The organism is Rubrivirga halophila (assembly GCF_046845755.1).
In the GTDB taxonomy this organism is placed as follows: Bacteria; Bacteroidota; Rhodothermia; order Rhodothermales; family Rubricoccaceae; genus Rubrivirga.
In genome coordinates, this window is the sequence record NZ_CP177357.1 from 2,344,291 (window position 1) to 2,369,192 (window position 24,902).

Annotated in this window: 21 protein-coding genes; 6 read left to right on the forward strand and 15 right to left on the reverse strand. The window is 74.1% G+C overall.

Annotated features, from left to right (window positions below; genetic code table 11):
- The first annotated feature begins 27 nt into the window (after positions 1-27).
- Positions 28-600: a hypothetical protein gene (locus ACLIRP_RS10335; protein WP_412060369.1), complete on the forward strand. Its 573-nt coding sequence runs from the start codon at positions 28-30 to the stop codon at positions 598-600.
- Here ACLIRP_RS10335 and feoB read toward each other — a convergent pair.
- From feoB to ACLIRP_RS10385, 10 genes are all read right to left on the reverse strand, one after another.
- Positions 597-2,849, reverse strand: a complete 2,253-nt coding sequence (gene feoB, locus ACLIRP_RS10340; protein WP_412060370.1) for a ferrous iron transport protein B — start codon at positions 2,847-2,849, stop codon at positions 597-599. The two genes, ACLIRP_RS10335 and feoB, sit on opposite strands and share 4 nt — an antisense overlap.
- The gene (locus tag ACLIRP_RS10345; RefSeq protein ID WP_412060371.1) at positions 2,849-3,070 is read right to left on the reverse strand and encodes a FeoA family protein; all 222 of its coding nucleotides are present in this window, start codon (positions 3,068-3,070) and stop codon (positions 2,849-2,851) included. The genes feoB and ACLIRP_RS10345 overlap by 1 nt, the downstream gene beginning before the upstream one ends.
- Before the next feature lie 4 nt (positions 3,071-3,074).
- Positions 3,075-3,317, reverse strand: coding sequence for a FeoA family protein (locus ACLIRP_RS10350; RefSeq protein WP_412060372.1), 243 nt, complete (start codon positions 3,315-3,317; stop codon positions 3,075-3,077).
- A 403-nt stretch (positions 3,318-3,720) separates the two neighbouring features.
- Positions 3,721-4,467, reverse strand: a complete 747-nt coding sequence (locus ACLIRP_RS10355) for a hypothetical protein (RefSeq protein WP_412060373.1) — start codon at positions 4,465-4,467, stop codon at positions 3,721-3,723.
- 35 nt (positions 4,468-4,502) lie between these two features.
- Positions 4,503-4,769: a NifU family protein gene (locus ACLIRP_RS10360; RefSeq protein WP_412060374.1), complete on the reverse strand. Its 267-nt coding sequence runs from the start codon at positions 4,767-4,769 to the stop codon at positions 4,503-4,505.
- A gap of 122 nt (positions 4,770-4,891) precedes the next feature.
- The gene (locus ACLIRP_RS10365; RefSeq protein WP_412060375.1) at positions 4,892-5,749 is read right to left on the reverse strand and encodes an Mrp/NBP35 family ATP-binding protein; all 858 of its coding nucleotides are present in this window, start codon (positions 5,747-5,749) and stop codon (positions 4,892-4,894) included.
- A 407-nt stretch (positions 5,750-6,156) separates the two neighbouring features.
- The gene (locus ACLIRP_RS10370; protein WP_412060376.1) at positions 6,157-7,038 is read right to left on the reverse strand and encodes an exopolyphosphatase; all 882 of its coding nucleotides are present in this window, start codon (positions 7,036-7,038) and stop codon (positions 6,157-6,159) included.
- Positions 7,035-7,448, reverse strand: coding sequence for an ATP-binding protein (locus tag ACLIRP_RS10375; protein ID WP_412060377.1), 414 nt, complete (start codon positions 7,446-7,448; stop codon positions 7,035-7,037). The genes ACLIRP_RS10370 and ACLIRP_RS10375 overlap by 4 nt, the downstream gene beginning before the upstream one ends.
- Before the next feature lies 1 nt (position 7,449).
- Entirely contained in the window at positions 7,450-7,806 is a 357-nt protein-coding gene (locus ACLIRP_RS10380) for an STAS domain-containing protein (protein WP_412060378.1), read from the reverse strand.
- 35 nt (positions 7,807-7,841) lie between these two features.
- The gene (locus ACLIRP_RS10385) at positions 7,842-9,995 is read right to left on the reverse strand and encodes a PP2C family protein-serine/threonine phosphatase (protein ID WP_412060379.1); all 2,154 of its coding nucleotides are present in this window, start codon (positions 9,993-9,995) and stop codon (positions 7,842-7,844) included.
- 230 nt (positions 9,996-10,225) lie between these two features.
- Between ACLIRP_RS10385 and ACLIRP_RS10390 the strand changes: the two genes are divergently transcribed.
- Positions 10,226-12,385, forward strand: coding sequence for an energy transducer TonB (locus ACLIRP_RS10390; protein ID WP_412060380.1), 2,160 nt, complete (start codon positions 10,226-10,228; stop codon positions 12,383-12,385).
- Between the two features lie 183 nt (positions 12,386-12,568).
- Positions 12,569-13,405, forward strand: a complete 837-nt coding sequence (gene prmA / locus ACLIRP_RS10395) for a 50S ribosomal protein L11 methyltransferase (protein ID WP_412060381.1) — start codon at positions 12,569-12,571, stop codon at positions 13,403-13,405.
- 49 nt (positions 13,406-13,454) lie between these two features.
- On the opposite strand, the gene pfkA is transcribed toward prmA, so the two are convergent.
- Positions 13,455-14,435 (reverse strand): 6-phosphofructokinase, encoded by a 981-nt coding sequence (gene pfkA, locus ACLIRP_RS10400; RefSeq protein WP_412060382.1) that lies wholly within the window; start codon positions 14,433-14,435, stop codon positions 13,455-13,457.
- 216 nt (positions 14,436-14,651) lie between these two features.
- Between pfkA and ACLIRP_RS10405 the strand changes: the two genes are divergently transcribed.
- On the forward strand, positions 14,652-15,896 hold the full coding sequence (locus ACLIRP_RS10405; protein WP_412060383.1) for a hypothetical protein: 1,245 nt from the start codon (positions 14,652-14,654) through the stop codon (positions 15,894-15,896).
- Between the two features lie 80 nt (positions 15,897-15,976).
- Positions 15,977-16,654, forward strand: coding sequence for a uracil-DNA glycosylase (locus ACLIRP_RS10410; protein WP_412060384.1), 678 nt, complete (start codon positions 15,977-15,979; stop codon positions 16,652-16,654).
- Between the two features lies 1 nt (position 16,655).
- Here the strand turns inward: ACLIRP_RS10410 and ACLIRP_RS10415 are convergent, their stop codons facing one another.
- Together ACLIRP_RS10415 and ACLIRP_RS10420 are read right to left on the reverse strand one after the other, a co-directional pair.
- Positions 16,656-17,078 carry a type I restriction enzyme HsdR N-terminal domain-containing protein gene (locus ACLIRP_RS10415; RefSeq protein ID WP_412060385.1) on the reverse strand — a complete coding sequence of 141 codons (423 nt, stop codon included), beginning with the start codon at positions 17,076-17,078 and terminating at the stop codon, positions 16,656-16,658.
- Positions 17,075-17,515, reverse strand: coding sequence for a hypothetical protein (locus ACLIRP_RS10420; RefSeq protein WP_412060386.1), 441 nt, complete (start codon positions 17,513-17,515; stop codon positions 17,075-17,077). The genes ACLIRP_RS10415 and ACLIRP_RS10420 overlap by 4 nt, the downstream gene beginning before the upstream one ends.
- A gap of 187 nt (positions 17,516-17,702) precedes the next feature.
- Between ACLIRP_RS10420 and ACLIRP_RS10425 the strand changes: the two genes are divergently transcribed.
- Complete coding sequence (locus ACLIRP_RS10425; protein WP_412060387.1) at positions 17,703-18,863, forward strand: S66 peptidase family protein; 1,161 nt, start codon at positions 17,703-17,705, stop codon at positions 18,861-18,863.
- Between the two features lie 69 nt (positions 18,864-18,932).
- Here ACLIRP_RS10425 and ACLIRP_RS10430 read toward each other — a convergent pair whose 3' ends face one another.
- Complete coding sequence (locus ACLIRP_RS10430; RefSeq protein WP_412060388.1) at positions 18,933-20,666, reverse strand: hypothetical protein; 1,734 nt, start codon at positions 20,664-20,666, stop codon at positions 18,933-18,935.
- 182 nt (positions 20,667-20,848) lie between these two features.
- Positions 20,849-24,835, reverse strand: coding sequence for an ATP-binding protein (locus ACLIRP_RS10435; protein WP_412060389.1), 3,987 nt, complete (start codon positions 24,833-24,835; stop codon positions 20,849-20,851).
- Positions 24,836-24,902: the final 67 nt, after the last annotated feature.

The following is a 24,902-nucleotide window of genomic DNA, read 5'->3' on the forward strand; positions in this document are numbered from 1 at the left end:
CCGTTTCCTCCCGCCTCCCCCGCGCTCATGTCTCGCTTCGTCGCCCTGCTGGCGTTCCTCGTCGCCGCCCCTCTCGCGTCCGCCCAGTCGGCCGACACGCCGCTCGAGGAGGGCGCCCGCGCCCTCGTCTTCGGCGTCAACGGGTTCGACCTCAGCCCGCTCGACGGCGGGTCGCTGGGGCTCAAGTGGCACCGGAGTGAGGAGCGGGCCGTGCGGCTCGGCGTCACCGTCGCGGCCCAAGCGCAAGCGGTCTTCGGCAACGACCAGAACGCCCAGGTGCTCTCGGCCTCCGCCACCCTGATGCCCCTCCGCTACCGCCGCTCGCGGACGCCGATCTACCTGTACACCGGGATCGGCCCGACGGGCCGGGTCGACTTCCGGCGCGTCGCGGAGGGGATCCGGCCGTCGGAGACGTCCTCGATGGTTGGCGCCGGGCTGGCGGGCGTGGTCGGCGTCGAGTGGATCGTGGCCGAGGCCATCGGGATCACCGGCGAGTACGGCCAGGAGGTGATGCTCGAGGGCGAGTTCTTTGGGGACGAGCGGGTGCGGCTCAGCGTCCGCCCGCGCGGCGTCCGGCTGGGGCTGGCGGTCTACTTCTAACCCAGCCCGAGCAGCTGCCCGCCCTGGTAGACGGCGAACGAGAACCCGTACGCCAGCGCCATCATGTAGCCCCACATCACGGCCGGCCACGCCCACGAGTTGAGCTCGCGCTTGGCGATCGCGAGCGTGCTCATGCACTGGAGCGCGAAGACGAAGAAGACCAGCAGGCTGACGGCGACGAGCGGCGTAAACACCGGCGTCCCATCGGGATACGTGTCCGCCTTGATGGCCTCCCGCAACGTCAGGCTCTCCTCGTCGGCATCCGCGCCCGCGCTGTAGATCGTCGCGAGCGCGCTCACGATGACCTCGCGCGCGGCGAAGCTGGCGACGATGCCGGCCGAGATCTTCCAGTCGAACCCGAGCGGCGCCATGACGGGCTCCAGCGCCCGGCCGAACCGGCCGATCAGGCTGTTACGCACCTGCCACCCCGCGAGCTCGTTCTGCACGAGCAGTCGCTCGGCGTCGGCCGCGTCGACGGCGCTCTGGGCCGCCTGGGCGTCGGTGCCATCGAGCGACGGCCGCTCCCCGAGGTCGATGCGAACGAGCGACTCCGTGGCCCGCTCGACGGCCTGGTCGGCGGCCTCGACGCGCGCCAGCAGCTCGGCGGACGGGTCCGTCTTCGGGTAGCTCGCCATGAACCAGAGGACGATGCTGAGCGCGAAGATGATCTTGCCCGCGCGGACCACGAACACCTTGGCGCGGTCGCGCATCCGGCGCCAGAGGTACTTCGGCTGCGGCATCCGGTACGGCGGCAGCTCCATCACGAACGACGAGCCCGGCCCGGTAAAGACGAACTTGCGGAGCACCCACGCGGCGACGAACGCCATCACGGTGCCGAGCACGTACAACGAGGTCATCGCCAGCCCCTGGTAGCCGACGACCCCGAACAGGGCGCCGGAGGGAATGAAGGCGGCGATAAAGAGGACGTAGACCGGCAGGCGCGCCGAGCAGCCCTGGAGCGGCACCACCATGATGGTGATGATCCGGTCGCGCTCGTCGGCCAGCGTCCGCGCGGCCATGATGCCGGGGATCGCGCAGGCGTACGCCGAGAGCATCGGGACGACGGAGGCGCCGCTGAGCCCCACGCGCCGCATCGCGCGGTCCATGATGAACGCCGTCCGCGCCATGTAGCCCGTGTCCTCCATCAGCCCCAGGAAGAGGAACAGGAGCATGATCTGGGGCAGGAAGACGAGCACGTTGCCCACGCCCGACAGCGCACCCTCGACCAGCACGTCCTCGACCACGCCGTCGGGCAGGACGGCGCGCATGCCCTCGCCGGTGACCCCGACGAGCCACTCGATGGCGTCCATCGCGGGGACGGCCCACGAGAACACGGCCTGGAAGACGACCAGCAGGACACCGCCGAAGATGAGCGGGCCCCACCACTTGTGCGTCACGACCGCGTCGATGCGGTCCGACAGCGTGGCCTCGTGCGCCTCCGGCTGGCGGACGACACGCGCGACGACGGGGCTAATCCACCCGTAGCGGCCGGTCATCTCGGCCATCCGGAACATCACCGGGCGGGCGTCGAGGTCGGCGCGGGCCGCAACGACGGCGGCGTGGAAGTCGGGGGCGGCCTTCTCCCACGGCGCCAGTAGGGCGTCCGAGGTGAGGGCGCCGAGGACCTCAAAGCGGCGGCGCGGCGCCGGCAAGTCGGCGGGAAGGTCGGCATCGAGATCGTCCAGGACGGCGTCGACGGCGGGCATCACGTCCCAGCCGACGCCGACGGCGGGCGGGGGCGGGTCGAGCACGGCGGCGCGGAGGGCCTCGATGCCCTGGGCCGTCCGCGCGGCCGTCTCGACGACGGGCACGCCCAGCGTCTCCGCCAGCGCGGCGGCGTCGACGGCGATGCCCGCCTCGGCGGCCGCGTCGGTCATGTTGAGCGCGACGACCGTCGGCAGCCCCAGGTCCAAGACCTGCGTCGCGAGGTAGAGGTTGCGCTCGAGGTTGGTGGCGTCGAGCACGCAGACGACGACATCCGGGGCGGGCTCGCCCGGGATCCGCCCCACGAGCGCGTCGAACGCCACGCGTTCGTCGACCGACTTCGGAGCCAGGCTGTATGTCCCGGGCAGGTCGATCACCTCGACGCCGGCGCCCCCCGCCAGCTGCCCCGACTTCCGCTCGACGGTCACGCCGGGGTAGTTCGCGACCTTGTGCTGCGAGCCGGTGAGCGCGTTGAAGAGCGTCGTCTTGCCGACGTTCGGGTTGCCCGCGAGCGCGACGGTGCGGACGGCGGTGGCGATCTCCACTAGGACACCTCGATGCTGGCGGCTTCCGCCTTGCGGACCGTCAGCAGAAAGCCGCGGACGCGCAGCTCCATGGGGTCGCCGAGCGGCGCCAAGCGGACGACTTCGACGGGAGTACCGGGCACGAGTCCCATCTCGAGCAGCCGGGCCGGGACCTCGCCCCGGAATCCGGCCACGGTCGCGGTGTCGCCGGGGGCGAGCGTGTCGAGCGTCGCGCCAGGCATCGGACTACCGGACGTCGGTCGCGAACAGCCCAGCGGCCACTTCGCGGCGGAGCGCCACGCGAGCCGCCCCCATCCCGAGCACGCACTTGTCGCCGGTCGCCATCACGCACGCGTCGCAGCCCTCGCGGACGCCGAGCTCGCGCAAGCGCGCGCACGTCGGCTCGTCCAAGCCCATAAAGCACAGCCGGACCGTTCGCCCGGCGGGGAACGAGGTGACGGGGGCGGCGTGGTCGAAGTCGGGGCTCACCGGCGGAGGCTTGTCTGGATTGGTTCTAAGGTACGCGCGAGCCGGACCGCTGGTACGCCTTCTCGGGATCCCCACCGCATCCTCAAATCCCGGGTCGGGCTGCCCCCTTGGCAAGCCGGGCTTTGAAGCTCTAGCTACTCCATCCCCACAGACGTCATCCTGAGCTTGCGAAGGATCTCCGCCCGAAGGGAAGGCGCAGCCAACGCGAGGCCACAAGCCCTGACATCCGGTCCCCAAGGCTTGAAGCGCTTGCGTCGAGATCCTTCACATCCGTTCGGGATGACAAGCCGGGGCCCACGGGCGCCGCACGGAGCAGGCTTGCCCTTGGGAGCAAAGACGGCACCCGCGCTTCAAGAGAAGCGATGGCGTGAGAGTGGGGGTCCGCCGAGCAAACCGCCCTCCACTATCCGAAGAGCACGTCTTCGAGCTTGCGCATCTTGTCCTCGTGGCGCGCCATCTGGGCTTCCTTGGTCTCGAACGCCTCGCGGTTGCGCTCCGACCGTTCGCGCCGTGCGCGCTCGACGGGAGTGACCGCCTCCGGCGCCTCGGCGACCGGCTCGCGGGGCGACTCGGCCGCCTCCGCCGCTTGCTCCGCCGCGATCTCGGCGTCGACCAAGTCCTGGAACGGCGCCTGGGCGCGGGCGAACATCACGTGCGGCTCCTCGACGGGGTAGCCCGCCGCCTGGCGCTCGCGGTAGAGCTTGAGGCAGCCGTTCCACAGCGCGCGGCGGATGCCCCACTTCTCGACCGAGAACGAGCCCGCTTTCCGCTTGCCCGCCGCGTCGACCCAGTTGAGCTGGACGTAGAGCTTGGAAATGCCGCTCGCCGTCTTCTCGCGGACCGACAGGCCCACGACGCCCGTGTTGCTCCACGCCTTGCGCGGCTTCTGCGGCTCCTCGGGGAGCGACGCCAGCAGGCGGTCGCGGTGGGCGATGGCCGCGTCGAGCGCGCCCTCGCGCCCGTCGTGCTTGGTGTCGGCGAAAAACTTCGACAGGCGCTGGCCGTCGCGCCGGGCGCGCACCTGCCAGCCGTGGGTGGCGTGACGGCGCGGGTGCTCCGGCGACGGGTCGATGTCGATCCGCGTGATGTGGTGCAGCCGACGCGGTTCGGCCTGGCGCTCGTCGGCAGCGCCCGGTGTGGCAAGGTCCATCGGGTCTCGTGTGCGGCGCGGGCCGCGTCCGTGGGCTAGGCGGCGGACGGGGCGACGGCCTCGACGCGGGTGACCTCGGGGACGGCGCGGCGGATCGCCTGCTCGATGCCGGCGCGAAGCGTCATCATGCTCATCGGGCAGGTGCCACAGGCACCCAGCAGCTCGAGCTCGACGACGAACTCGTCGGTCACGTCTTGCAGGCGCACGCTGCCGCCGTCGGCCATGAGGTACGGCCGGATCGAGTCGAGGGTGTCCTCGATGCGCTGGCGGAGCGCGGGGTCAGTGGGCGAAGCGACGGCCATGTCCGGAGGGGTGAGCCCGAAGGTACGACGGGCGGCGGGAGGGATCGGGGGCTCCGCGCACGGGCGGCTCGGCCCGGCGTCGGGCGGCGAGGTGCGAAAGAGGCGGCGGACGGCGTCGCGCATCACTTGTAAAGGATCTCGATGGGCTGCGTCGGCGGCGCGTCGGCGTTGCGGCGAGTGACCTCCGAGGCGACGGTCGTCGCCAGCTCGCGGAAGGCGGCGGCCGTCACGCTCTCGGGCTCGGCGAGCACGACCGGCGTGCCGTTGTCGCCGGCCTCGCGCGTGGCCTGCTCGATGGGCACGAGCGCCAGGACGGGCACGTCGAGCTCGGCGGCGAGCCGCTGCGCGCCGCCCTCGCCGAACAGGTAGTACTTGCGGTCGGGCAGGTCGGGCGGCGTGAAGTACGCCATGTTCTCGACGACCCCGAGGACCGGCACGTGGACGTTCTCGAACATCTTGACGGCCTTGCGGGCGTCCGCGAGCGCCACGTCCTGGGGCGTCGACACGACGACGGCGCCGGTGATCGGGACGGTCTGGACGAGCGTCAGCTGGATGTCGCCCGTCCCGGGCGGCAGGTCGAGGATCAGGTAGTCGAGCTCGCCCCAGGCGGCCTGGCCCAGGAACTGGCGGACGGCGCTCGACACCATCGGCCCGCGCCAGATGACGGCGTTCGCGTCGTCCACCAAAAAACCCATCGAGAGCAGCTTGACGCCGAACCGCTCCAGCGGGACGATGTGGCGCTGCTCGTTGACCTGGGGTTTCTCGCCGGGCGGGACGCCGAACATCAGCGGGACGCTCGGGCCGTACACGTCCGCATCCATCAACCCGACTTTGGCGCCGGTCGCCGCGAGCGCGCACGCCAGGTTGGCGGCGACGGTGCTCTTACCCACGCCCCCCTTGCCCGACGCGACGGCGACGAAGTTGGTGACCCCGGCCAGGCTGGCGGGGGCGTTCGGGCGGGCGGCGGGCGAGTCGGCCATGGCGGGGCGGGATGTCGTGCACGCAAGAGACGGTGCCAGCGGCCGAACCCGTTCCCCCCGGCGCGAGCTTCGCGGCCTCTTCGACGGGAGGCCAGGGCCTGCGCCCCCTGCTAGCGCGAGGGAGCTACGGGGTCCCCTCTCCCCTCGGGAGAGGGACAGGGTGAGGGTGTTCCCCAGCTGGCGCTGGCCGTTGGCGCGAGCGGGGACTGGTCAAGCCGAGAGCAGCGAGCCATAGCTGGGGAGCCGCCAGCCCGTCGCCCTCCCCCAGCCCCTCCCGTCCGGGAGGGGAGGTTTGCATGAGGGCTCGCGCTAGCGGGGCTACGACGTCCCCTCTCTCGTCGAGAGAGGGACCGGGTGAGGGTTATCCAGACCTCGAACCCATCCGCTGGCGCGAGCGGAGCTGGCGTCTACGTCGTCGCTTCCGCCAGCGCCAGCCCGTGGCGGACGCCGCCGGTCGTCGGGATGTAGGCGTCGGCGTCGAAGCGGGCGAGCGCGGCCGCGAGGCAGAGCAACGCCGCGGCGGCGACGTCCTCCCTCCCCTTCAGCACGTCTGGGGCGATCGCGAGCGCGGCGGTGGGCGTCAACGCGAGCAGGCGGTCGCGCCACGCGGCGACGACCTCGGCGGCCACCCGGTCGGGCGTCCCCGCCAGCCGGGCCATGAGCCGGCCGACGCTGCCGGTCGCCACGAGGGGGACGGGGCCACGCTCGAACCCGACCGCCCGGTACGCCGCGTCGGCATCCGCGATGGCTGCCGCGACCGCTTCCGATGCTGGCGGCCGATCCACAAAATGGCGCTCGGTCAAGCGGACGCTCCCCACGTCGACGCTCTGTCGCGCCGTCACGCCCGCCGCTCGCGTCCCGAGCGCGCACTCCGTCGAACCACCGCCGATGTCGACGACGAGCGCGGCGTCCATCTCGGGCAGCAGCGCGAGCGCGCCCAGGAAGGTGGCCTCGGCCTCCTGCTCGCCCGAAATCACGCGGTAGTCGAGGCCGAGCTCGTCGCGGACGCGGCGCTGGAGGTCGCCGACGTTCGAGGCGTCGCGGCTGGCGCTGGTCGCCCCAATGACGATGCGCTCGGCGCCCAGCCGCTGGGCCGTCGCCTGCGCGCCCGCCAGCCGGTCGACCACGCGGTCCATGGCCTCCGGCGCCAGCCGCCCGCTCGCGTCGACGCCCTGGCCGAGCCGGGCGAACCGCTCCTCGTCGGCGACGACCGTGAGGGCGCCGTCGGCCACGTCCGCGACGACGCTCATGACGGTGTTCGTGCCGACGTCGATGGCGCAGATCCTCATCGGGCGACCGTCAGCCGGACCTCGTTGACCCCGCCGTCGCGGCGGTAGTCGACGCGGTCGACGAGCGAGCGCATCAGGTGCAGGCCGTACCCGTGCGGCGCTCGCTTGCGGACGGCGGGCTCGGCCGAGCGCGGCCCGGCCGTCGTCGGGTCGAAGGCCGGGCCGCGGTAGCGGACCGTCACCGCGAGGCGGCCCCGCCCCGGCGCGCCGGAGACGGTCAGCTGGCGGGCGCCCGGCGCCAGCCCGTGCTCGATGGCGTTCGCGACCGTCTCGTCGACGGCGAGCTGGAGCCGGCGGGCGACGGCCCCGCTCAGCCCGGCGGCCTCGGCCCACGCGGCCACGCGGCGGCGCACCCGAGCGAGCTCGGCGGTGTCGGCGCGGACGCGCATGGTGGGGGCGGCGGCGGCCACCCTAAAAGGCCTCGACGGCCTCGGCCACCGTCGTGTGCATGTCGAAGACGGTCGGGAAGCCCAGGAGGTCGAATACCTCGAAGACCTTCTCCGAGAGCGCCGCGATTTTGAGGTCGCCCCCGCCCGACCGTGCCGGCTCGACATACGCCATGAACACGCCGAGCCCGGCCGACGAGACGTAGTCGAGCCCGGACCCGTCGGCGACGAGCCGGGCGTCGCCGCCGGCGAGGCACGTGTCGAGGGCGGCCTCGAAGTCGGGCGCCGTATGCGCGTCGAGCTCGCCGTGGAGCTCGAGCACCCGGACGGGGCCATCGGCGGTTTCGGCGAGGCGGTCGAAAGAGACTGAAAAGTGGCTCATCGGAACGGTGGGAAGGCGGGACGGTGCCGCAGGGGTCAGGAGGACGCGGCGACCGCCTCGTCGCGGGCGAAGGCGGGGCGTTCGGTGAGGGGCGGGCCGTCGCCGGCCACGACGGGCGGGCCGTCGCCCCCCCGGCCGGTCCAGCGGAGCACGACGAACGTCATGTCGTCGCCGGGGTCGTCCGACCCGGACCACGCGCGGTGCTCGGCGAGCAGCAAGTCCCGGAGATCCAGCGCGTCGACGTGGGCGTTCGCGGCGACGAAGGCGCACAGGCGGTCGTAACCGTACTCCTCGCCCGCGCCGTCGCGGGCCTCGGTCAGCCCGTCGGTGTACAGGACGAGCGTGTCGCCGGGCGCGAGCCGGACGGTCTGCTCGCGCAGGGTCTGGCGGAACAGGTCGCCCGTCCGGTCGAGCCCAATCGCGAGCCCGTCGCCGCGCAGGAGCCAGCGCCCGCCGTCGGCGCGGGCCGCGTCGCGGACGAGCACGGCCGGCGTGTGGCCGGCGCGCGCCAGCGACAGCGTGCCCGCCTCGGCGTCGACGACGGCGTAGCTGGCGCTCGTGAACACGCCGCGCCCAAGGGAGGGGGACAAGGCATCGTTGGCGCCCGCCAGCAGCTCGCCCGGCGCCCGCGTCAGTCGGCTGGCGGCCTGGAAGACGCCCTTGAGCTCGGCGGCGTAGAACGCGGCCGGCGTGCCCTTGCCCGACACGTCCGCGATCAGCACGCCGACGCAGTGCTCGCCGAGCCGGACGGCGTCGTAGTAGTCGCCGCCGACCTCGCGCGCGGGCCGCTCGGCGGCGGCCAGCTGCAGCCCGTCGATCTCGGGCAACGATTGGGGGAGCAGGCGCTGCTGGACCTCGCGCGCCAGCGTCAGCTCGCGGGCGAGCCGCTCGCGCTCGAGGGCATCGCTGAACAGGTCGGCGTGCGAGAGCGACAGGCCGGCCTGGCTGGCGAAGGTGTCGAGGGCGGCCAGTTCGTCGGGCTCGAAGGCGTCCGGGCGGGCGCGCGAGACGAGCAGCACGCCGCGCGTGGCGGCGCCGGGCTGCGCCAGCCCGCCGAGCGACAGGGCCACCAGGCTCCCGATCCCATCGCCGGGGCGGGCGCGGACGCGGTGGTCGGCCTCGGCGTGCGCGAGGACGAGCGGCCCGTCGGCCTCGGCGGCGGCCCGGAACAGGGCGTCGACGTCGGCGGCGGCGCGCGCTGCGTCGAGGTCGATCCCGGCGGCGGCCACAAGCGCCGGGCGGATCTGGCCCTGGGCCGGGTCGGTCAGCGCCACCCAGGCCGCGTCCGCGAGCCCGGCCTCGACGGGCCCCGCTGCGACGGCCGCCGCCAGCGACGACCGCTCCAGCAGGCGCCCGGACAGGTCCACGAGCGACCGCAGCGCACGCCGCTCGCCGGCCCGCTCGTCCTGCAGGTCGCCCGTGACGCCGAACAGCAGCGTCAGGCCGGACGCCAGCCCGTAGAGCGTCCCGACCACGAGCACACCCAGCACGGCGTCCGCGAGCGACCGGCTCAGGGCGTGGCTGTAGGGCACGGCCCCGACGCGGCCCGTCCCGTCGCCCACCGGCAGCACCAGCGGGCCCTCGATCTGGACGAAGATGATGCCGCCGAGCACGGCCGCCAGCGACAGCGCGAGGGCGGCGGCGGCCACCCGGCTCTCAGGCGTCAGGTCGGCCGTCCACCGCTGGCGGAGCGCGAGGGCGGTCCCGGCAAAGAGCGCCGCCGAGGCGAAGATGGCCATCACCGTCGGCGCGTACGCCGTCAGGGGCCGCCCGGCGACGGCGAGCGCGGCGACGAGCACCAGCACCCCGAACATCCGCCACAGCGCGACCGTCGCGCGGCGCCCTCGGTGGAGCGCGAGCGGCCGCAGCGACGCCAGCACGACGGCCGCCAGCGCGGCCTCGGCCACGCCCAGCACGGCCGCCCAGACCGCCGTCACCGAGCGCACGGGGAGGCGCGTCTTGGGGTCGATCGCCCCGTCGTGAAAGGCGCCGACCGCCAGCGCCAGCCCCAGCACGGCGATCCCGAGCGCGAGCGGGACGGCGAACGCCCGGAGCGCGCCGCGCCGCTCGCCGACGACGGAGACGTAGAGCCCGACGCCGGCCGCCAGCGCGACCACGTCGAGCACGGTCCCCACGACCCGGCTCAGCGCGGCGCCGTCGGTGAGCGCGGCGCCCTTGACGCCCGCCACGACCGCCAGCGCGGCGACGGCGCACGCCGCCAGCGCGGCCCGCCGCCCCGAGGTCGGGGCGGGGAGGCGCAGGGCGCGTCGGGCGGGGGCGGTCGTCGTCAGGGCGGGGGGGGGCAGGCGACGGTGTTCGGCACGCGCGGCGCGGGGTTGCGAATATATCGGGGGCCCGCCGCCCGCCGGGCAACCCCGGCGCCTGCCCCCCGTAGCGCCCCCGTCCTCCCCCCTCCCCCTTGCGCACCTTCCTGTCCCGCCTGCTCCTGGTCGGTTTCCTCGGCGTCGCCGTGTTCGCGGTCGTCCAACTGACGTCGGGGCCGTCGGGCGCGATTGTGGGGATGACCGGCCTCGACGCCGACGACCTCGAGTCGGAGACCTTCCGCGTCGAGGCCCCGGCTCGTCTGGCGATCGACGTCGCCGGCTCGTACGAGGAGGCCGGCACGCCAGCGTCGGACACCACGCTCGCGGCGTACGGCTGGATCGTGCGGCTCGACGACGAGACCGTGGCCTGGCAGATGCGGGCGCCGCGCCCGGAGCGCGGGACGCTCGTCGCCGTCAAGGACACGATCACGCTCGAAGCGGGCACGTACACGGCCTACTTCACCTCGTTCGGCGACCCGCTCGTCCGCGCCGAGCCCCGGGGCGAATCGCTGGGCGACCGCGTCCGCGCGTTCTTGAGCCGGGGCGGGCGGACCTGGGTCGGCGACGCCGGGCGCTGGCGGTTCCTCGTCTCCGCCGTCGGCGAGGCCGCCATCGACCGCTCGCCCGACAGTCTCGACCCGCCCGCGGGTGTGCTCTGGGACGGGCTCGCCGTGCGCGACCGCCAGCACCCCGAGGGGCTCCTCCACGTTCGCGAGGCCGCCCGGATCGGCGTCCGCGCCGTGACCGAGATCACCGACGGCGTCGTGGCCGACCTCGGCTCGATCGTGCGGCTGGGCGACCGCGACACCGTCTGGACCTCGCGCGGGCCGGGCGCCTGGGCCGGCGGCTCGCTCAAGAACCGCGTGCTCACCGACTCCGTGTCGCTGGCGCCGGGCCTGTACCGGGTCGCCTTCGAGACCGACCGCTCGCACGCCTACCGCGGTTGGACCGCCAACCCTCCGTGGTTTCCCGGGAACTGGGGCCTGCGCGTGACGGCCGGCACCGGCGTCGCCGGGCCGCTCGACGTGGCCGACGTCGACCTCCCCGTCGTCGCCCGCTTCGCGTGCGTCGGGCCCGACAGCGAGGCCTCCGCCACGTTCACGCTCGCGGCCGAGACGGACCTGCTGGTCGTCGCCGTCGGCGAGATCACCTCGGGCACAGCCTACGACTACGCCACGCTCGACCGCCGCGACGACGACGACGGCGACTGGGACGGCGAGTGGACCCAGAAGGAGGCGGCCCTCTCGGCCGCCGGTGGGTCCGACAAGAACAAGCGCGCGGTCGAGGCCCTGTCGCTGGCGCCCGGCACGTACCGCCTCCGCTACGTGACCGACGGCTCGCACGACTGCGTGAGCGGCTACAACAACGGCGGCGAGCCGGACGACGGCCTGTGGGGCGCGGCCCTTTACGCCCTCGACCCCGGCCTCGACATTGCCGCGTTGGGCGTCCGCACCACCACGACGCCGCTCGCGAACGTGGACGTCGACGACGACACCGGCGAGGCCCCGGACCTGGTCTTCCCGGCCGACAACCTGCTGATGGCCGCCATCGACGAGGTTGGGAACGACGAGGACCGCGCCCAGCGCTTTACCGTCTCGCGCGCGGGCCCGGTCCGCGTCTTCGCGGCCGGCGAGATCTCGTCGTCGACGCGCTACGACTACGCCCAGATCGTCCGGGCCGACGGGACGGTCGTCTGGGAGATGACGCGGGCCAACACGCAGGCCGGCGGCGGGAGCGACTTCCACCGCCAGTACATCGGCCCCGTCCGCCTGGAGCCGGGCACCTACGACCTGCGCTACACCTCCGACGGCAGCCGCTCGTTCGGCGACTTCGGGCCGGACAGCCGCGTCCTGTGGGGCGCGCGCGTGTATCGCGAGTCCGCTCCGGGCCCGGTCGGCGGCGTGGCGCCCCCGGCCCCGCCCGTTCCGCCAGCCCCGCCCGCCGTCGATGTCGACGGGGTGCTCGATGTCGCGGAGGTGCAGCCCGTGCTCATCGGAGGCCTCGACGGGCTGCAGGAGCGCGTCCGCTACCCCGAGCTGGCGCGGCGCCGCGGCCTCGAAGGGCAGGTGGTCGTCCAGTTCGTCGTCGACGAGCAGGGCCAAGTCGTGGACCCGGAGGCCGTCCGGTCGCCCGACGACCTGCTCTCCGAGGCGGCCATCCAGGCCGTGCTCGGCAGCCGGTTTACGCCAGGCACGCAGGGCGGCCGGCCGGTCCGGGTCCGATTCACCGTCCCCGTCACGTTCCGCCTGCGCTGAGCGGGGCCGGCGCCGGCCGGTCCGCTGGCGCTGTGCCCGTCACTCTCCCCCAACTTCTCCCGTCCGGGAAGGGAGGTCGGGTCTGGGCCGTTGGCGGTCCCGCGAGCGAGGGGGACTCTCTACGCTGAGCCATCCCGCTGGCGCCAGCCCCGGCACCGCGCGCGCCGCGCGGCGTAGGCGCGGATGCCCGACACGATCCGCCTCTCCCTCGCCGCGCCCGACGACGTCCGCGAGCCGCTCGTCGCCGCCCTCGCCGACCTCGGCTTCGACGCCTTCGAGGACACGCCCGACGACCTGGTCGCCTACGCCCCCGCCCCGCGGTGGGACGGACCCACGACGGAGGCTGTCCACGGGCTCGCCGACGCCTACGGCCTGGCGGCCGGAGCCGTGACGGTCGAGACGATCGCCGACCAGGACTGGAACGCGACGTGGGAGGCCAGCCTCGAGCCCGTCACCGCCGGCCCGTTCGTCGTCGCCCCGACGTGGACGGAGGTGCCCGACTCCGACGCCGTCGTGCTCCGGATCGACCCCAAGATGGCGTTCGGGACCGGGTACCACGAGACGACGCGGATCTGCCTGCGCCTGCTCGCGGACGCCGTCGCGCCCGACGCCACCGTGCTCGACGTGGGAACCGGGACGGGCGTGCTCGCGATCGCCGCGCTCCGGCTCGGCGCCGCGAGTGCCGTCGGCGTCGACGTGGACCCGTGGAGCGTGACGAACGGACGCGAGAACGCCGACCGGAACGGCGTCGGCCACCGGTTCGAAGTCCGCGAGGGCTCGGTCGAGGTCGTGCCCGAGTCCAGCTTCGACCTCGTCGTCTGCAACGTCATCCGGTCCATCATGGAGCCGATGCTCGCCGACCTGCTCCGGCTCTCGGCGGGCGGAACGCTCGTCCTCTCGGGCCTGCTGGCGACCGAGCGCGACCGCGTGGTCGAGCGGCTCGCCGAGGCGGGCCGGGCGCTGCGCGACGAGGGCTCGGAGAACGAATGGTGGGGCGGCGTCTTTAGAGAAGACGGCTGACCACCGCGAACCGGCTCGCGCTCCCGTCGCCTGCGGCCTGTCGCCCGGCCTAGCTCAGCAGCGCCGTCAGCTGGAGGAGGTCGTAGTCGATGTCCTTCTTGCGGCTCCAGACGTTCCGCATCGGGGTCAGCTTGAGGTCGTTGTTGACGATCCCGACCATCACGCCCGCGTGCCCCTCGACGAGCGCCTCGACGGCCGCCGCGCCGAGCCGCGACGCCAGCACCCGGTCGCGCGCCGTCGGCGAGCCGCCGCGCTGGATGTGGCCGAGCACGGAGACGCGCGTGTCGATCCGGTCGAACGCCGGGTCCTCCGCCAGCGCCTGGCGGATCGTGTGGGCCCCGCCGAGTTCGTCGCCCTCGGCGACGACGACGATGCTCGACCGCGACTGCGAGGTCATCAGCGACAGAATTCGCTCCTTGATGGCGCCCACGTCCGTCAGCATCTCGGGGATCAGGACCAGCTCGGCGCCCCCGCCGATCCCGCACGCGAGGGCGATGAACCCGGTGTCGCGGCCCATCACCTCGACCAGGAACAGCCTGTCGTGGGCGTCGGCCGTGTCGCGGATCTTGTCGATCGACTCGAGCGCCGTGTTGAGCGCCGTGTCGAACCCGATGGTCTCGTCGGTGCCGAAGAGGTCGTTGTCGATGGTGCCGGGGCAGCCCACGACGGCGATCCCGTGCTCATTCGCGAGGTGCGTGGCGCCCTGAAGCGTGCCGTCGCCGCCGATCGCCACGAGCGCGTCGACGCCGGCGAGCGCGAGCTGGCGCGCGGCGATGGCCCGGCCCTCGGGCGTCTGGAACGCCTCGCTCCGGGCGCTCTTCAGGATCGTGCCCCCGTGCTGCAGGATGTTCGAGACCGACTGCCGGTCCATCTCGACCAAATCCCCCTCGATCATCCCGGCGTAGCCGCGCTTGATGCCGACGACCTCGAGGCCCTCGGCGATGGCGCGGCGGACGGCCGCCCGGATGCAGGCGTTCATGCCGGGGGCGTCGCCACCGGAGGTGAACACGCCGATGCGGGTAAAGTCCATCGTCAGGGAGGGGCGGGACGGCAAGATCGCAAGCCCGCGGGCTCAGAACGTGACCGCCGTGAGAAAGCGCTTTCACATCGAGGGCGCCGCCGCCGCGCGACCGATTCGCAGGCATTGCTGTAGAGGAGTTGCCCCCGTTCGATCACCCGGAGAGCGACACGGCCCTCTGCCGCGTGTCTAAACTCTGCCGCGTCCCCCCAAACACTCGATCGCCCGATGCGCCTCGTCTCGCTCGCCGTGCTGGCCCTGCTCCTCTCGTCTGCTGCCGTCGCCCAGGACCGGCTCACCACGTTCGTCGACTGCCCCGGCTACGTGCCCGGCTGCGACACGGACTTTTTCCAGACCGAGATCGGCTTCGCCCGCTTCGTGCGCGACCCCGCCGACGCGGCCGTCTACGTGCTCGTGGTGCGCGAGAACACCGGCGGCGGCGGCGACCGGTACACGTTGCTGTTCGAGGGCCGCTCGCCGCGGCTGGCGGGCCGCCGCGACACGCTCGTGGCCACCTCCCCCCCGGCGGCCTCCGACGACGACCAGCGGCGGACGCTGCTGAGCCGCCTCGCGGTCGGGCTCGCCGGGTTCGCCTCGCGGACCGGGCTGGCGGACCGGCTGGCGGTCACCTACGCCGCCCCCGAGGTCGAGGAGGCTGAGGCCGACGAGGTCGTCGACCCGTGGAACAGCTGGGTCTTCCGCGTCAACGGCAACGGGTTCGCCAACGGCCAGTCGCAGTCGCTCTTCTACAACGTGAACGGCTCGTTTCAGGCCCGGCGCGTGACCGAGGCGCTCAAGGTGTCGATCCGCCCGCGCATCAGCTACAACCGGCAGGAGTTCGAGCTCAGCGACGGGAGCACGTTCGTGAGCGACAACGCCAACTACGGGCTCAACTCGTCGGCCGTCGCCGCCGTCACCGACCACTGGTCCGTCGGCGGCAAGGCCGACCTGTCGCGGTCGACGTTCTCGAACTACGACGTGCGGTTCCAGGGCGGCCCGGCCGTCGAGTACAACGTGTACCCGTACGCCGAGTCGACCCAGCGCCAGCTCCGGTTCCTCTACGCCGCCGGCGTCGAGGCCGTGGCGTACCAGGACACGACTATCTTCCTGGAGACCTCGGCGGTCCTCCCGATCCACTCGCTCGTCGCCGCCGCCGAGTTCGCGCAGTCGTGGGGCTCGGTCGACATCTTCAGCGAGGCCTCGCAGTACCTCTCGCGGCCCGACAAGTACAACCTCTCCATCGGCGGCGGCATCGACCTCCGGCTGTTCCGGGGCCTCAACCTGCGCCTCAACGGCAACTACTCGTTCGTCCGCGACCAGATCAACCTCCCGGCCCAGCGCGCCGACGACGGCGAGATCCTGACGGGCGACCAGGAGCTCCCGACCGGGTTCAACTTTTTCGCCTCGGCGGGCATCTCGTACTCGTTCGGGTCGATCTACAACCAGGTGGTGAACGCGCGCTTCGGGAACTGAGGCGACGGGGGGGGCACGGAAATTCAGCCTCGCCGCACGCGGGCGATCCGAGGTTGCCACGCTCGCCTCTCCCCTACCCCATGTCCGACTGGCGCCAGCCGCTCTCCGACCTCTTCCGCGCCCAGCTCTACGACGAGCCCGCCGGCGACCGGCTGTTCAACCCGTACCGCGACTCGGACACCCACGACGCGCCGGACGCGCCAGCGGTGCGCCGCGCGAACCTGGAAGCGGCCGTCCAAGCCGTCGCGGGCGCCGCGCCGGGCGGGCGGCCCGACGTGCTCGTCGTGGCCGAGGCGCCCGGGCCGTGGGGGTGCCGGTTCTCGGGGATCCCGTTCACCAACGAGCGCCAGCTGCTCGACCCCGACTTCCCGGTCGACGGGCGCCCGTCGTCGGCGCGGTTCGCGCAGTCCGGCGAGCCCGTCCGAGAGATGAGCGGCGGGATCTACTGGGGCGCGATGCTCCCCCACTGGGGCCGGTTCTGGACGTGGAACGCCGTCCCGTTCCACCCGCACCGCGCGGACGAGCCGTTGACGATCCGCACGCCGGGCGCGAGGGAGGTGCGGCGCTGGCACGGGCTGCTGGCGGACGTGCTCGGGGTGTTGGCGCCCGAGGCCGTGCTGGCGGTCGGGCGCAAGGCCGAGGGCGCGCTGCAGGCCGTCGGCGCCGAGCCGATCTATGTGCGGCACCCGTCGCAGGGTGGCGCGACGCTGTTTCGGGACGGCGTCGCCGCGTTCTGGCGCGAGCGGGGGGCGCGCTGAGTCAGAGCTCGGCCCCGAACGCCGGGATCGCGTCGACGAACCGCCAGCCCGCCTCGCCGCGGACGCAGCAGTACCGCGCCGCGCCGTTGTCGACGACGAGCGTCGGCGCGTCGAGCACGGCGTTGTACCGCGCGAGCTGGTCGAACGTCGACTGGTCGATGGGCACGCCGGGCGCCTTGCACTCCGCGAGCAGCGCCGGGCGCTGGTCGCGGCCGTACGCCACCACGTCCGCCCGCCACGACGACCCCGCGTACACCAACCCCTTCTCGACGGCGAGCAGGCCGACGGGGTACCCCAGCGCCAGCAGGTCGGCGAGGAGGTGCTGGCGGACGCCCTCCTCGGGCGTGAGCGCCACCCAGCGGCGGCGGACCGGGTCGTGAACGAGCGTCCGGCCGCCTTCCGTCCGGGTGCGGAGCGCGCTCACGTCGCGTGGCGCCGGACGAGCGCACGGTACGCCCCCACCCAGTGGTCGGCGTCCCGCGTCATCTTGGCGATCGTGACGTCCGCAAACCGAGGGATCAGCGCCAGCAGCTCTTGCACGACCGGCTCCCAGTCGTCGGCGACCGCGAGCGCCTCGATCCGCTCGGCCGCCTGCGGGGCCCAGCGGTAGTCGGCGCGCAGCTTCTCGGACTTGCGCCAGTAGTTGCGGTCGTCCCACGACTGGGCGGCGTCCTCGATCGTCTTGCCGATGCCGCGGAGGTGGAAGGCGAGGTAGGCGACCAGGTCGCGCGCCTCGGCGTCGAAGGTGGCGGTCGCCAGGCTGGGCCGCTCGGCGAGCCGGCGGATGGACTCGGCGGCGGCGCGGGTGTGGGCGCGGCGGCGCTTGGCCGGCGTGTCGCCGGCGTGGATGATGCGAGACACGGGCGTCGGGGGGAGACGCCGGAAAGGTAGCGGGGGCCCGGGCGCCGGAGGCCCGGCACGCGGGCGTGCAATCGGGCGCGTGCCCCCGCGCGGCAGCGCCCCGGCCGGCGTTCCTGAAATCCTGCGCGCTCTACGGCAAAGCGGCTCTGCCGCACGCCGTACGTTCCGCCTACACCGCGTCCCCCCGATGCCCCCCTCCCGCTCCCGCCGCGACGTTCTGCGCGCGCTCGGCCTGGTGGCCGCCGGCGCCCCTCTCGCCGGGTGCGGCACCGGGCTCGGCCCGTGGAGCGTCGGCATCGGCGCCCGGCCCACGCCGCCCGTCCCCGGCTCGCCCGCCCCGCCCGTCGCCGCGCTGCCGACCGAGGGCGCCGAGATCATGGCCGCGCCGAGAGCGGGCCAGATCCAGCGGATCGCCGCCGAGCGGCCGGTGATCGTGCCGCCGCGTCTGCCCGAGGGCGGCGTCGTCGGGCTCGTGGCGCCAGCGGGCGTGCTCCGGGGGCCCGACCAGCTCGACGAGTCGGTCGCCGCGCTCGAGGGGCTCGGCTTCCGCGTCCGCGTCGGCCGCGCCGTGCTCAGCCGGAACGGTTTTTTGGCCGGCACCGACGCCGCTCGCGCCCGCGACTTCATGGCGATGGTGACCGACCCTGAGGTCGACGCCGTCGTCGGCGTGCGCGGCGGGTGGGGCGCCGCCCGGATCCTGCCGCTCCTCAACTACGACGCGATCGCGGCCCACCCCAAGCCCATCGTCGGCTACTCCGACATCACCTCGCTCCTGGTCGCCATTTACGCGCGGACCGGGCTGGTCACCTTCCACGGGCCCGTCGGCGTCTCGACGTGGCAAGGGCTCACGTCGGAGAGCTTTGTCCGGACGCTCGTCGAGGGCGAGCCGCCGCGCTTGGGGCCCGAGACCCGGAGCAACCGGGACCGCACCCAGACCGTCCGGCCGGGAATCGCCGAGGGGCCGGTCGTCGGCGGCAACCTGACCGTGCTCTCGGCGCTGGCGGGGACCGGCTTCCTGCCCGACTTCGACGACCACATCGTCTTTTTCGAGGAGGTCGGCGAGGACGCGTACCGGATCGACCGGATGCTGGTCCAGCTCCAGCTGGCGGAGGCGCTGCGCGAGCCGGCGGGCATCGCGTTCGGTCAGTGCTCGTCGTGCGGCTCCGGCGGGAGCGCGTGGACGGCCGAGGAGACCATCCGGCGCCACCTCGCGCAGTACGACTGCCCGTCGGTCCTCGGCGCGCCGATCGGCCACGTCTCGCCGGTGTACACCCTCCCCATCGGCCTGCGCGCCCGCCTCGACGCCGAGGTGGGGACGCTGGAGTACCTCCGCGAGCCGGTGGCTTGAGGCCGTCAGTACGCGGTGGTCGGTGATCGGAATGCAGTGGGCTTCCTCGCCGACGACCGACGACCGACCCTACCGCACGCAGGTCGCCCCGGGCTCGCAGACGCACCGCCCGCCCGGCGCCACGTCGAGCCCGCCCGCGAACGTCACCGTCGCCCCTTGCCAGACGGTGAGCGTAGCCCCGGCCGCAACGCGGACCGGCTGGCGGAACGTCGTCCCCGAGGTCTCGGCCCCCATCCACGAATCGACGGCGATCTCGACGACCGGCTGGCGGCGCACGTCGGCGACGAGGTCGAACGACATCGAGCCGTCGGCGTGGTCGCGGATCTGCGTGATGCCGAACCAGTTGGGCGCCGTGCCTTGTGGGTAGAGTGTGTAGCCGCTGACGTTGGGACGCGTCCAGGGTGTGATCTGACTCGCGCCCCGTCCCCACATGTCGCCGGCCCGCGCGCCGTAGGGCGGCGTGCAGCCCGGCGAGGTGCCGTCGCACCGGCTGCCGCCGGGCGCGAGCGCGTTCGAGGGCGGCATCCAGTCGAACAGGTACGCGCCCCACGGGCCGGACGGCTCGCCCCAGGTCAGCGTCGCCAACAGGCCCTCCGCAGGCAGGTCGCGGTAGACGAGGCCGTAGTACGGGTCGCCCAGGTCGAGCGGCGCCCGCGCGTCGAACGGGTTGTCGCGGCGGCGGACCTCGAGACTGAGCGTATCGGCGCCCGAGCCCGGCGCGAGCCCGACGACCGCGACGTCACCGGTGCCGTAGAGCGGCCGGAGGCGCACGCCCGCGGTGTCCCGGCTGGCGTCGAGCACAATGCGATTCGCCCAGCCCTGGCGGCGCAGTTCGTAGCCCCCCAGCGTCGGCGTGCCGTCGTAGGTCGACGACTCGTAGGGCACGCCGTTGCTGGCGCCGCCGCCGCACATCCGGTTGTACTGGCAGGCGAACGCGCCCGTGGCCTCCGGGACGTCGGCCGGCACGTCGTTGCTGACGGCCGAGCGGAACGCGGGCGGCGTGATCATCGGCGTGTGCCCGATGTCGAACAGGATGTGCCCGTACTCGTGCCCGAGCGTGCCCAGCGCGTACTCGCCGCCGACCCAGCTGATGGCGCCCGACCCGCGCGTCCCGAGGTCGACGGTGATCGTCGTCCCACCGCGCTGGAACGCGAGCGCGGCCGCCGGCCGGCCGTACGTCCGCGCCGCACGGCTGTCGACGCCCGAGAGATTTGCGACGCCACCCATCACGCGGACGCCGGGGTCGCGGCGGACGATCAGCATCAGGTGGTCGAGCTCGCCGTCGCGGTTCGCGTCAAAGCGAGTGATGTCGAAGGCCGGATCGGCGACGAGGGTGTCGAACAGCTCGGCGACGAGCCAGCCGTAGCCGCTGGCGCCCCCACCCCGATAGCCGGTCGAGGACTTCGAGGGGACGAACGTGGCCGGGCGGCCGTCGACGCGGGGCCACACCTCGCCGCTCAGCACGTGCGGCCCGGCGGGCCCACCCCGCGACTGCCACCAGAAGTAGGCCGACAGCGATCCGTCGCTGCGGGGGAGTCGCCCGACCGCGTCGGCGTCGGCCACAAGGAGCGTCTCGCCCCAGTCCGGCACGCGTTCGGCGCCGTCGGCCTCGCGAATCGGCCACTCAGCCGCATCCGCGGTGTCGTCGGGGAAGCGGACGAAGACGGCGAGCGCGTGGACGGAGTCCTCGAAGGCGATGGTGCCCGTCGTCGGGCCGGGCTCGGCGGCGACGGTCGGGAGGGCGGGCGCGAGCAGGGCCGCGTCGGTCGGCGGCGGGGTGGCGCAGGCGGCGAGCGCGAGCAAGGCTATGAGCAAGCAGAGACTGGCTTGCGATTGGACCCGTGCCAGCGGGTGGGCTCTCGGCCGGTCTACACCCTCACCCTGGCTGCGCCGACCTCCCGGTTGTCCCTCTCCCGAAGGGAGAGGGGACGTTCCGAGAGGCGCTAGCGAGCCGAGTGTGGGCTTGGCGCTGCAATCCAGATCCCTCATTCCTCGTTTCTCATCCCTCGTGCCTCGCTCGGGATCTCCCCGTCGGGCGCCAGCGGGAGGCGGACGGTGAACGTCGTCCCGGCGGCGCTCGTCTCGAACGTGATGGCGCCGGCCGAGGCCTCGACGGCCCGCTTGGAGATCGCCAGCCCCAGCCCCATCCCGCTCGTCTTCGTCGAGAAGCTGGGCTCGAACACGTGGTCGCGCACGTCGTCGTCGATGCCGGTGCCGTCGTCGGTGACGCGGGCCACGGCGGTGCCGTCTTCCTCGACGGTCGCCAGAACGATCCGGCCCGGCGCGGCGCGGTCCGGGATGGCCTGGAGCGCGTTCGTCAGCAGGTTGACGAGCACGCGGCGCAGCTCGTCGCGGTCAGCCAGGATGGGTAGCGGCGCGGCCGAGAGCTCGACGGCGAGCGTGGCGCGCGGGGTCTCGGCGAGCGGGCCCTCGAACAGGGCCGCGGCCTCCTCGGCCACCTCGGAGAGGTCGAACGACTCGGGCGCCCGGTTGGGCATCCGGGCAAAGCGCGAAAAGTCCGACGCGATCCGGTCGAGCGTCTCGATCTGGTCGATCAGCATCCCCGTCGTCCGCTCGAACTGGCCCGCAAACCGGACCTCCTCCGGCGGCGCGGCCTCGTCGGGCGCCGAGAACGTCCGCTGGAGGTGCTGCACCGACAGCTTCATCGGCATCAGCGGGTTCTTGATCTCGTGCGCGACCTGCCTCGCCATGGTGCTCCAGGCCATCTCGCGCTCCTGCTCTGCGAGCCGCCGACGGCTCTCGGCCAGCGCTGCCTGCATCGCGTTGAACGTCTCGACGAGCTCGCCGACCTCGTCGCGCGTCTCGACCGGGATGGGGTCGTCGGCCTCGCCCGCACCGACGGCGCGGAGGCCCTCGCGCAGGCGTCCGAACGGCCGCGTGAGCTGGCCCGCCAGCAGCACGGCCACGACCAGGATCGCGGCCATCAGCGCCAGCAGCCCGCCGAAGAGGTACGCCACGTAGCGCGAGCGCCCGGCCTCGATGCCCGCCTGCTCGGACAGCGTCGGGATCGCGAGCGCGGCGGCGGGCCGGCCGGCCGAGTCGGGGATGGCGAGGTAGCCCGTCGTGTACGCGAACGTGCCGATGCGGTCGTCGGAAAAGGCGAACGGCTGGTCGTCGAGGTAGAGCGCGCCGTAGACCTCGCCGGGCAGGCGCGGCTCGATGAGCCGCTGGCGGACGAGCTGGCGCCGGCTCGTGGCCTCCAGCAAGGCGCCCTGGTAGAGGTGCACGTCGACGCCGAGCGCGGCGGCCACGGCGTCCAGGCGCGGGCCCGGCGCGTCGGGCTCGGCCGCGTAGACGGCGGCGGCGCGCGACAGCCGCTGGCGGAGCGCGTCGCGGACGGCCTCGCGGTTCTGCTCCACGATCACCGACTGCCCGACGACGCCCGTCAGCGCGACGCTCGCGAGCCCGACGATCAGGAACCGGTTCAGAACCTTGTCGCGGAAGCGCGTCCGGGCGACGGGCCACAGCCCGGCCCGGCGCCGGAGGTACAGCCCGACGACGACGACGACGGCGCCGAGCACGAGCCCGGCCAGGCTCAGGCGGAGCAGCACAAAGAGGGCGTCGAGCCGGTCGCCGGCCGGCGCGCGCACCGAGACCACGTCGCGCGCGTCGTCGCCCAGGCGTTCGTAGTACGCCAGCGTGGGGCGGCCGTCGAGCGTCTCGGGCCGGCGGTACGACCGCGCCCGGTCTTCGAGCGCCGCGTAGACCGTCGAGTCGAGGCGGAGCGGGGCCGCGCCGCGCTGGCGGACGAGCACGCCGTCGTCGTACTCGGCGTAGCCAAGCGCCTCGTCGTCGAGCCCGAACAGGCCCGTCGGCGCGAGCACGCGGGGGAACGGCGTCTCAGTCGGGAAGCGCGAGGTCCGGGGGGTGACGCGGAGGTACAGCCAGGCGACCGTCTCCTCGCCGTCGAGGAGCGGGCCGACGGCGGCGGTCCGGCGCAGGCCGCGCCGCTCAGCGACCGGGGCGCGGACGCGGAGCGCGCGCGGGCGGCCGTCGCGGGCGGCGTACGCGGCCCGGACGGCCGAGTAGCCCAGCACGTCGTCCGTCGTCTGCGCGCCGCGCTCGACGTAGCTCCCCAGCGTGTCGCCGCTCGTCGCGACAATTCGCAGTTCCGTCGCCACGTCCGCGAGCGAGCCGAGCAGCGAGCTCGACACGAGCCCGGCCGCGAGGGCGTCGACGGCACGCCGCGACGAGTCGGCGGCGGCGGGGCTGGACTGGCGCGTCGAGTCGACGGCGGCGAGCGCGTCGAGCAGGACCGGCCCGAGCGCATCGTCGGCGCGGGCCTCGTCGAAGACCTGGTCGATGGCGGCCGTCACGCGATCGTCGCGGTTGTCGGAAAAAGCGAAGGCCGCGTCGGCAAGCAAGAGCGCGGTCCGCTCGCGCAGGGGCTCCTGCATCGCCGCGAACAGGACGAGCGCGAGCACGCCCGAGGCGAGCAGCGTCCCCCGGAACGTGAGCGGCAGCGCCCACCGCGAGGGGTGGTCGAACAGGGCGACCGCCAGCAGCGCGCCGAGCCCGGCGAGCACGAGGGCCGGCACGATCGGCGCCCCGCCCAGCGCCCCCGCCACACCCGCCCCCGCGAGCGCGGCGACGCCCACCCATGGCCCGCGCCGGTGGACGACGAGGACGGCCGCACCGACCGTCAGCAGCGCGGCCGCCAGGACCGCCAGCAGGCCGGCGAGCACGGCGGCCATCGGACCGCTCAGCAGCGGCCCGGCTTGGTCGGCGTAGGGGATCGTCGCGTCGAGCACGGCGTGGTGGACCCACCGCCCCGCCAGCCACACGGCGCCGAAGGCGACGGCGGCGACGCCCGCCAGCCCGAGCGCATGGCCCGCCGGCGACCGTGGGTGCCGCGGCGTGCGGAGCGCCACGGCGAACGCGGTCCCCGCAGCGACGAGCAGGACCGCGGCCGAGACGGCGAGGTCGCCCGGCGAGCGCAGGGCGCCCCAGCCGAAGTCGGAGGCGAGCAGGGCGGGGTCGAAGAGGGCGGCGGGGCGGCGGCCCTCGTCGAGCCAGCGGACCGGCACGTCGAGCGCGAGGAGGCCCCAGCGCGTCGCGGCGAGCCCGCCGACGAACGCCGCGAGCGCCCCGACGGCCGGTCGCCACCGCCCCGTGAGCCGGGCGGCGCGAACGGCGCGGGCCAACAACGCGCCCAGCCCGGCGACGAGCCACGCCAGCAGCAGGACGGCCCACACGGCCGCCAGCGACCGGGCGGCCTCCTGGCGCTCCGCCGCCAGCGCGGGCACGCTCGGCACGCCGACGTCGACGCGCGCCAGGGCGGTCCCGTCGGGGCCGACGAGCGTGGTGCCCGGGCCGGCGGCGGGGAACCGGATCGTGAACGGGACGGGCGTCGGGCGCCACGCGTCGGCCACGTCGTAGTCCTGGAGGTAGCGGTTCCGCACGGGGACGGCCGCCTGGACGACCTGGGCCACGCGAACCGCCCCGATCACGCGCCCACCTTGCGCCACCGGCACCCAGACCGCGAGCGCGCTCCGGTTGGCGTCGTCGCGGATGGTCTGCGTGCGCAGCGTGTCCGGAGGCGGATCGACCACGCGCGGCACGTCGGGCCCGTCCCAGGCCACGATCGCGCCGCCGGGCGCGACGACCTCGACCGACTGGCGCGCCCCCTGCCGGCGCCCCCCGAGGGCCGCGAGCGCACGGGCGTCGACCGTCGTGTCGGCCGCGAGCGCGGCGCGGACCTCGGGCATCGCGGCGATCGCCTCGGCGTCGCGGCGCATCCGGGCGACCAGGGCCTCCAGCTCTCCTCGGACGTGCGTCGCCGTCGCCTCGCGCGCCCGCTCGACGTCCTCTGGCCCCACCGTCGCCGCCCGCCACGCGCCGACGCCCAGGGTCGCCAGGCACAGCGCGGACAGGCTCGCGGTCACAAGCCAGAACACCCGGGCCCGTCGGGGCGCCGAGCGGAAGCGGACCAGCGGGGACGGACGGGGCACGCGAGAAGCTAGCCCGGCCGGGGGGCGAGGCGGGCCGACCGGCTCCGGCGGCGTCCGCGAGTGGGGC

What these genes read in the sequence shown, in the direction of transcription:
- ACLIRP_RS10335 (WP_412060369.1), top strand. Translation starts at nt 28, where the DNA reads ATGTCTCGCTTCGTCGCCCTGCTGGCGTTCCTCGTCGCCGCCCCTCTC.
- ACLIRP_RS10345 (WP_412060371.1), bottom strand. Translation starts at nt 3,070, where the DNA reads ATGCCTGGCGCGACGCTCGACACGCTCGCCCCCGGCGACACCGCGACC.
- ACLIRP_RS10355 (WP_412060373.1), bottom strand. Translation starts at nt 4,467, where the DNA reads ATGGACCTTGCCACACCGGGCGCTGCCGACGAGCGCCAGGCCGAACCG.
- ACLIRP_RS10360 (WP_412060374.1), bottom strand. Translation starts at nt 4,769, where the DNA reads ATGGCCGTCGCTTCGCCCACTGACCCCGCGCTCCGCCAGCGCATCGAG.
- ACLIRP_RS10365 (WP_412060375.1), bottom strand. Translation starts at nt 5,749, where the DNA reads ATGGCCGACTCGCCCGCCGCCCGCCCGAACGCCCCCGCCAGCCTGGCC.
- ACLIRP_RS10370 (WP_412060376.1), bottom strand. Translation starts at nt 7,038, where the DNA reads ATGAGGATCTGCGCCATCGACGTCGGCACGAACACCGTCATGAGCGTC.
- ACLIRP_RS10380 (WP_412060378.1), bottom strand. Translation starts at nt 7,806, where the DNA reads ATGAGCCACTTTTCAGTCTCTTTCGACCGCCTCGCCGAAACCGCCGAT.
- prmA (WP_412060381.1), top strand. Translation starts at nt 12,569, where the DNA reads ATGCCCGACACGATCCGCCTCTCCCTCGCCGCGCCCGACGACGTCCGC.
- pfkA (WP_412060382.1), bottom strand. Translation starts at nt 14,435, where the DNA reads ATGGACTTTACCCGCATCGGCGTGTTCACCTCCGGTGGCGACGCCCCC.
- ACLIRP_RS10405 (WP_412060383.1), top strand. Translation starts at nt 14,652, where the DNA reads ATGCGCCTCGTCTCGCTCGCCGTGCTGGCCCTGCTCCTCTCGTCTGCT.
- ACLIRP_RS10410 (WP_412060384.1), top strand. Translation starts at nt 15,977, where the DNA reads ATGTCCGACTGGCGCCAGCCGCTCTCCGACCTCTTCCGCGCCCAGCTC.
- ACLIRP_RS10425 (WP_412060387.1), top strand. Translation starts at nt 17,703, where the DNA reads ATGCCCCCCTCCCGCTCCCGCCGCGACGTTCTGCGCGCGCTCGGCCTG.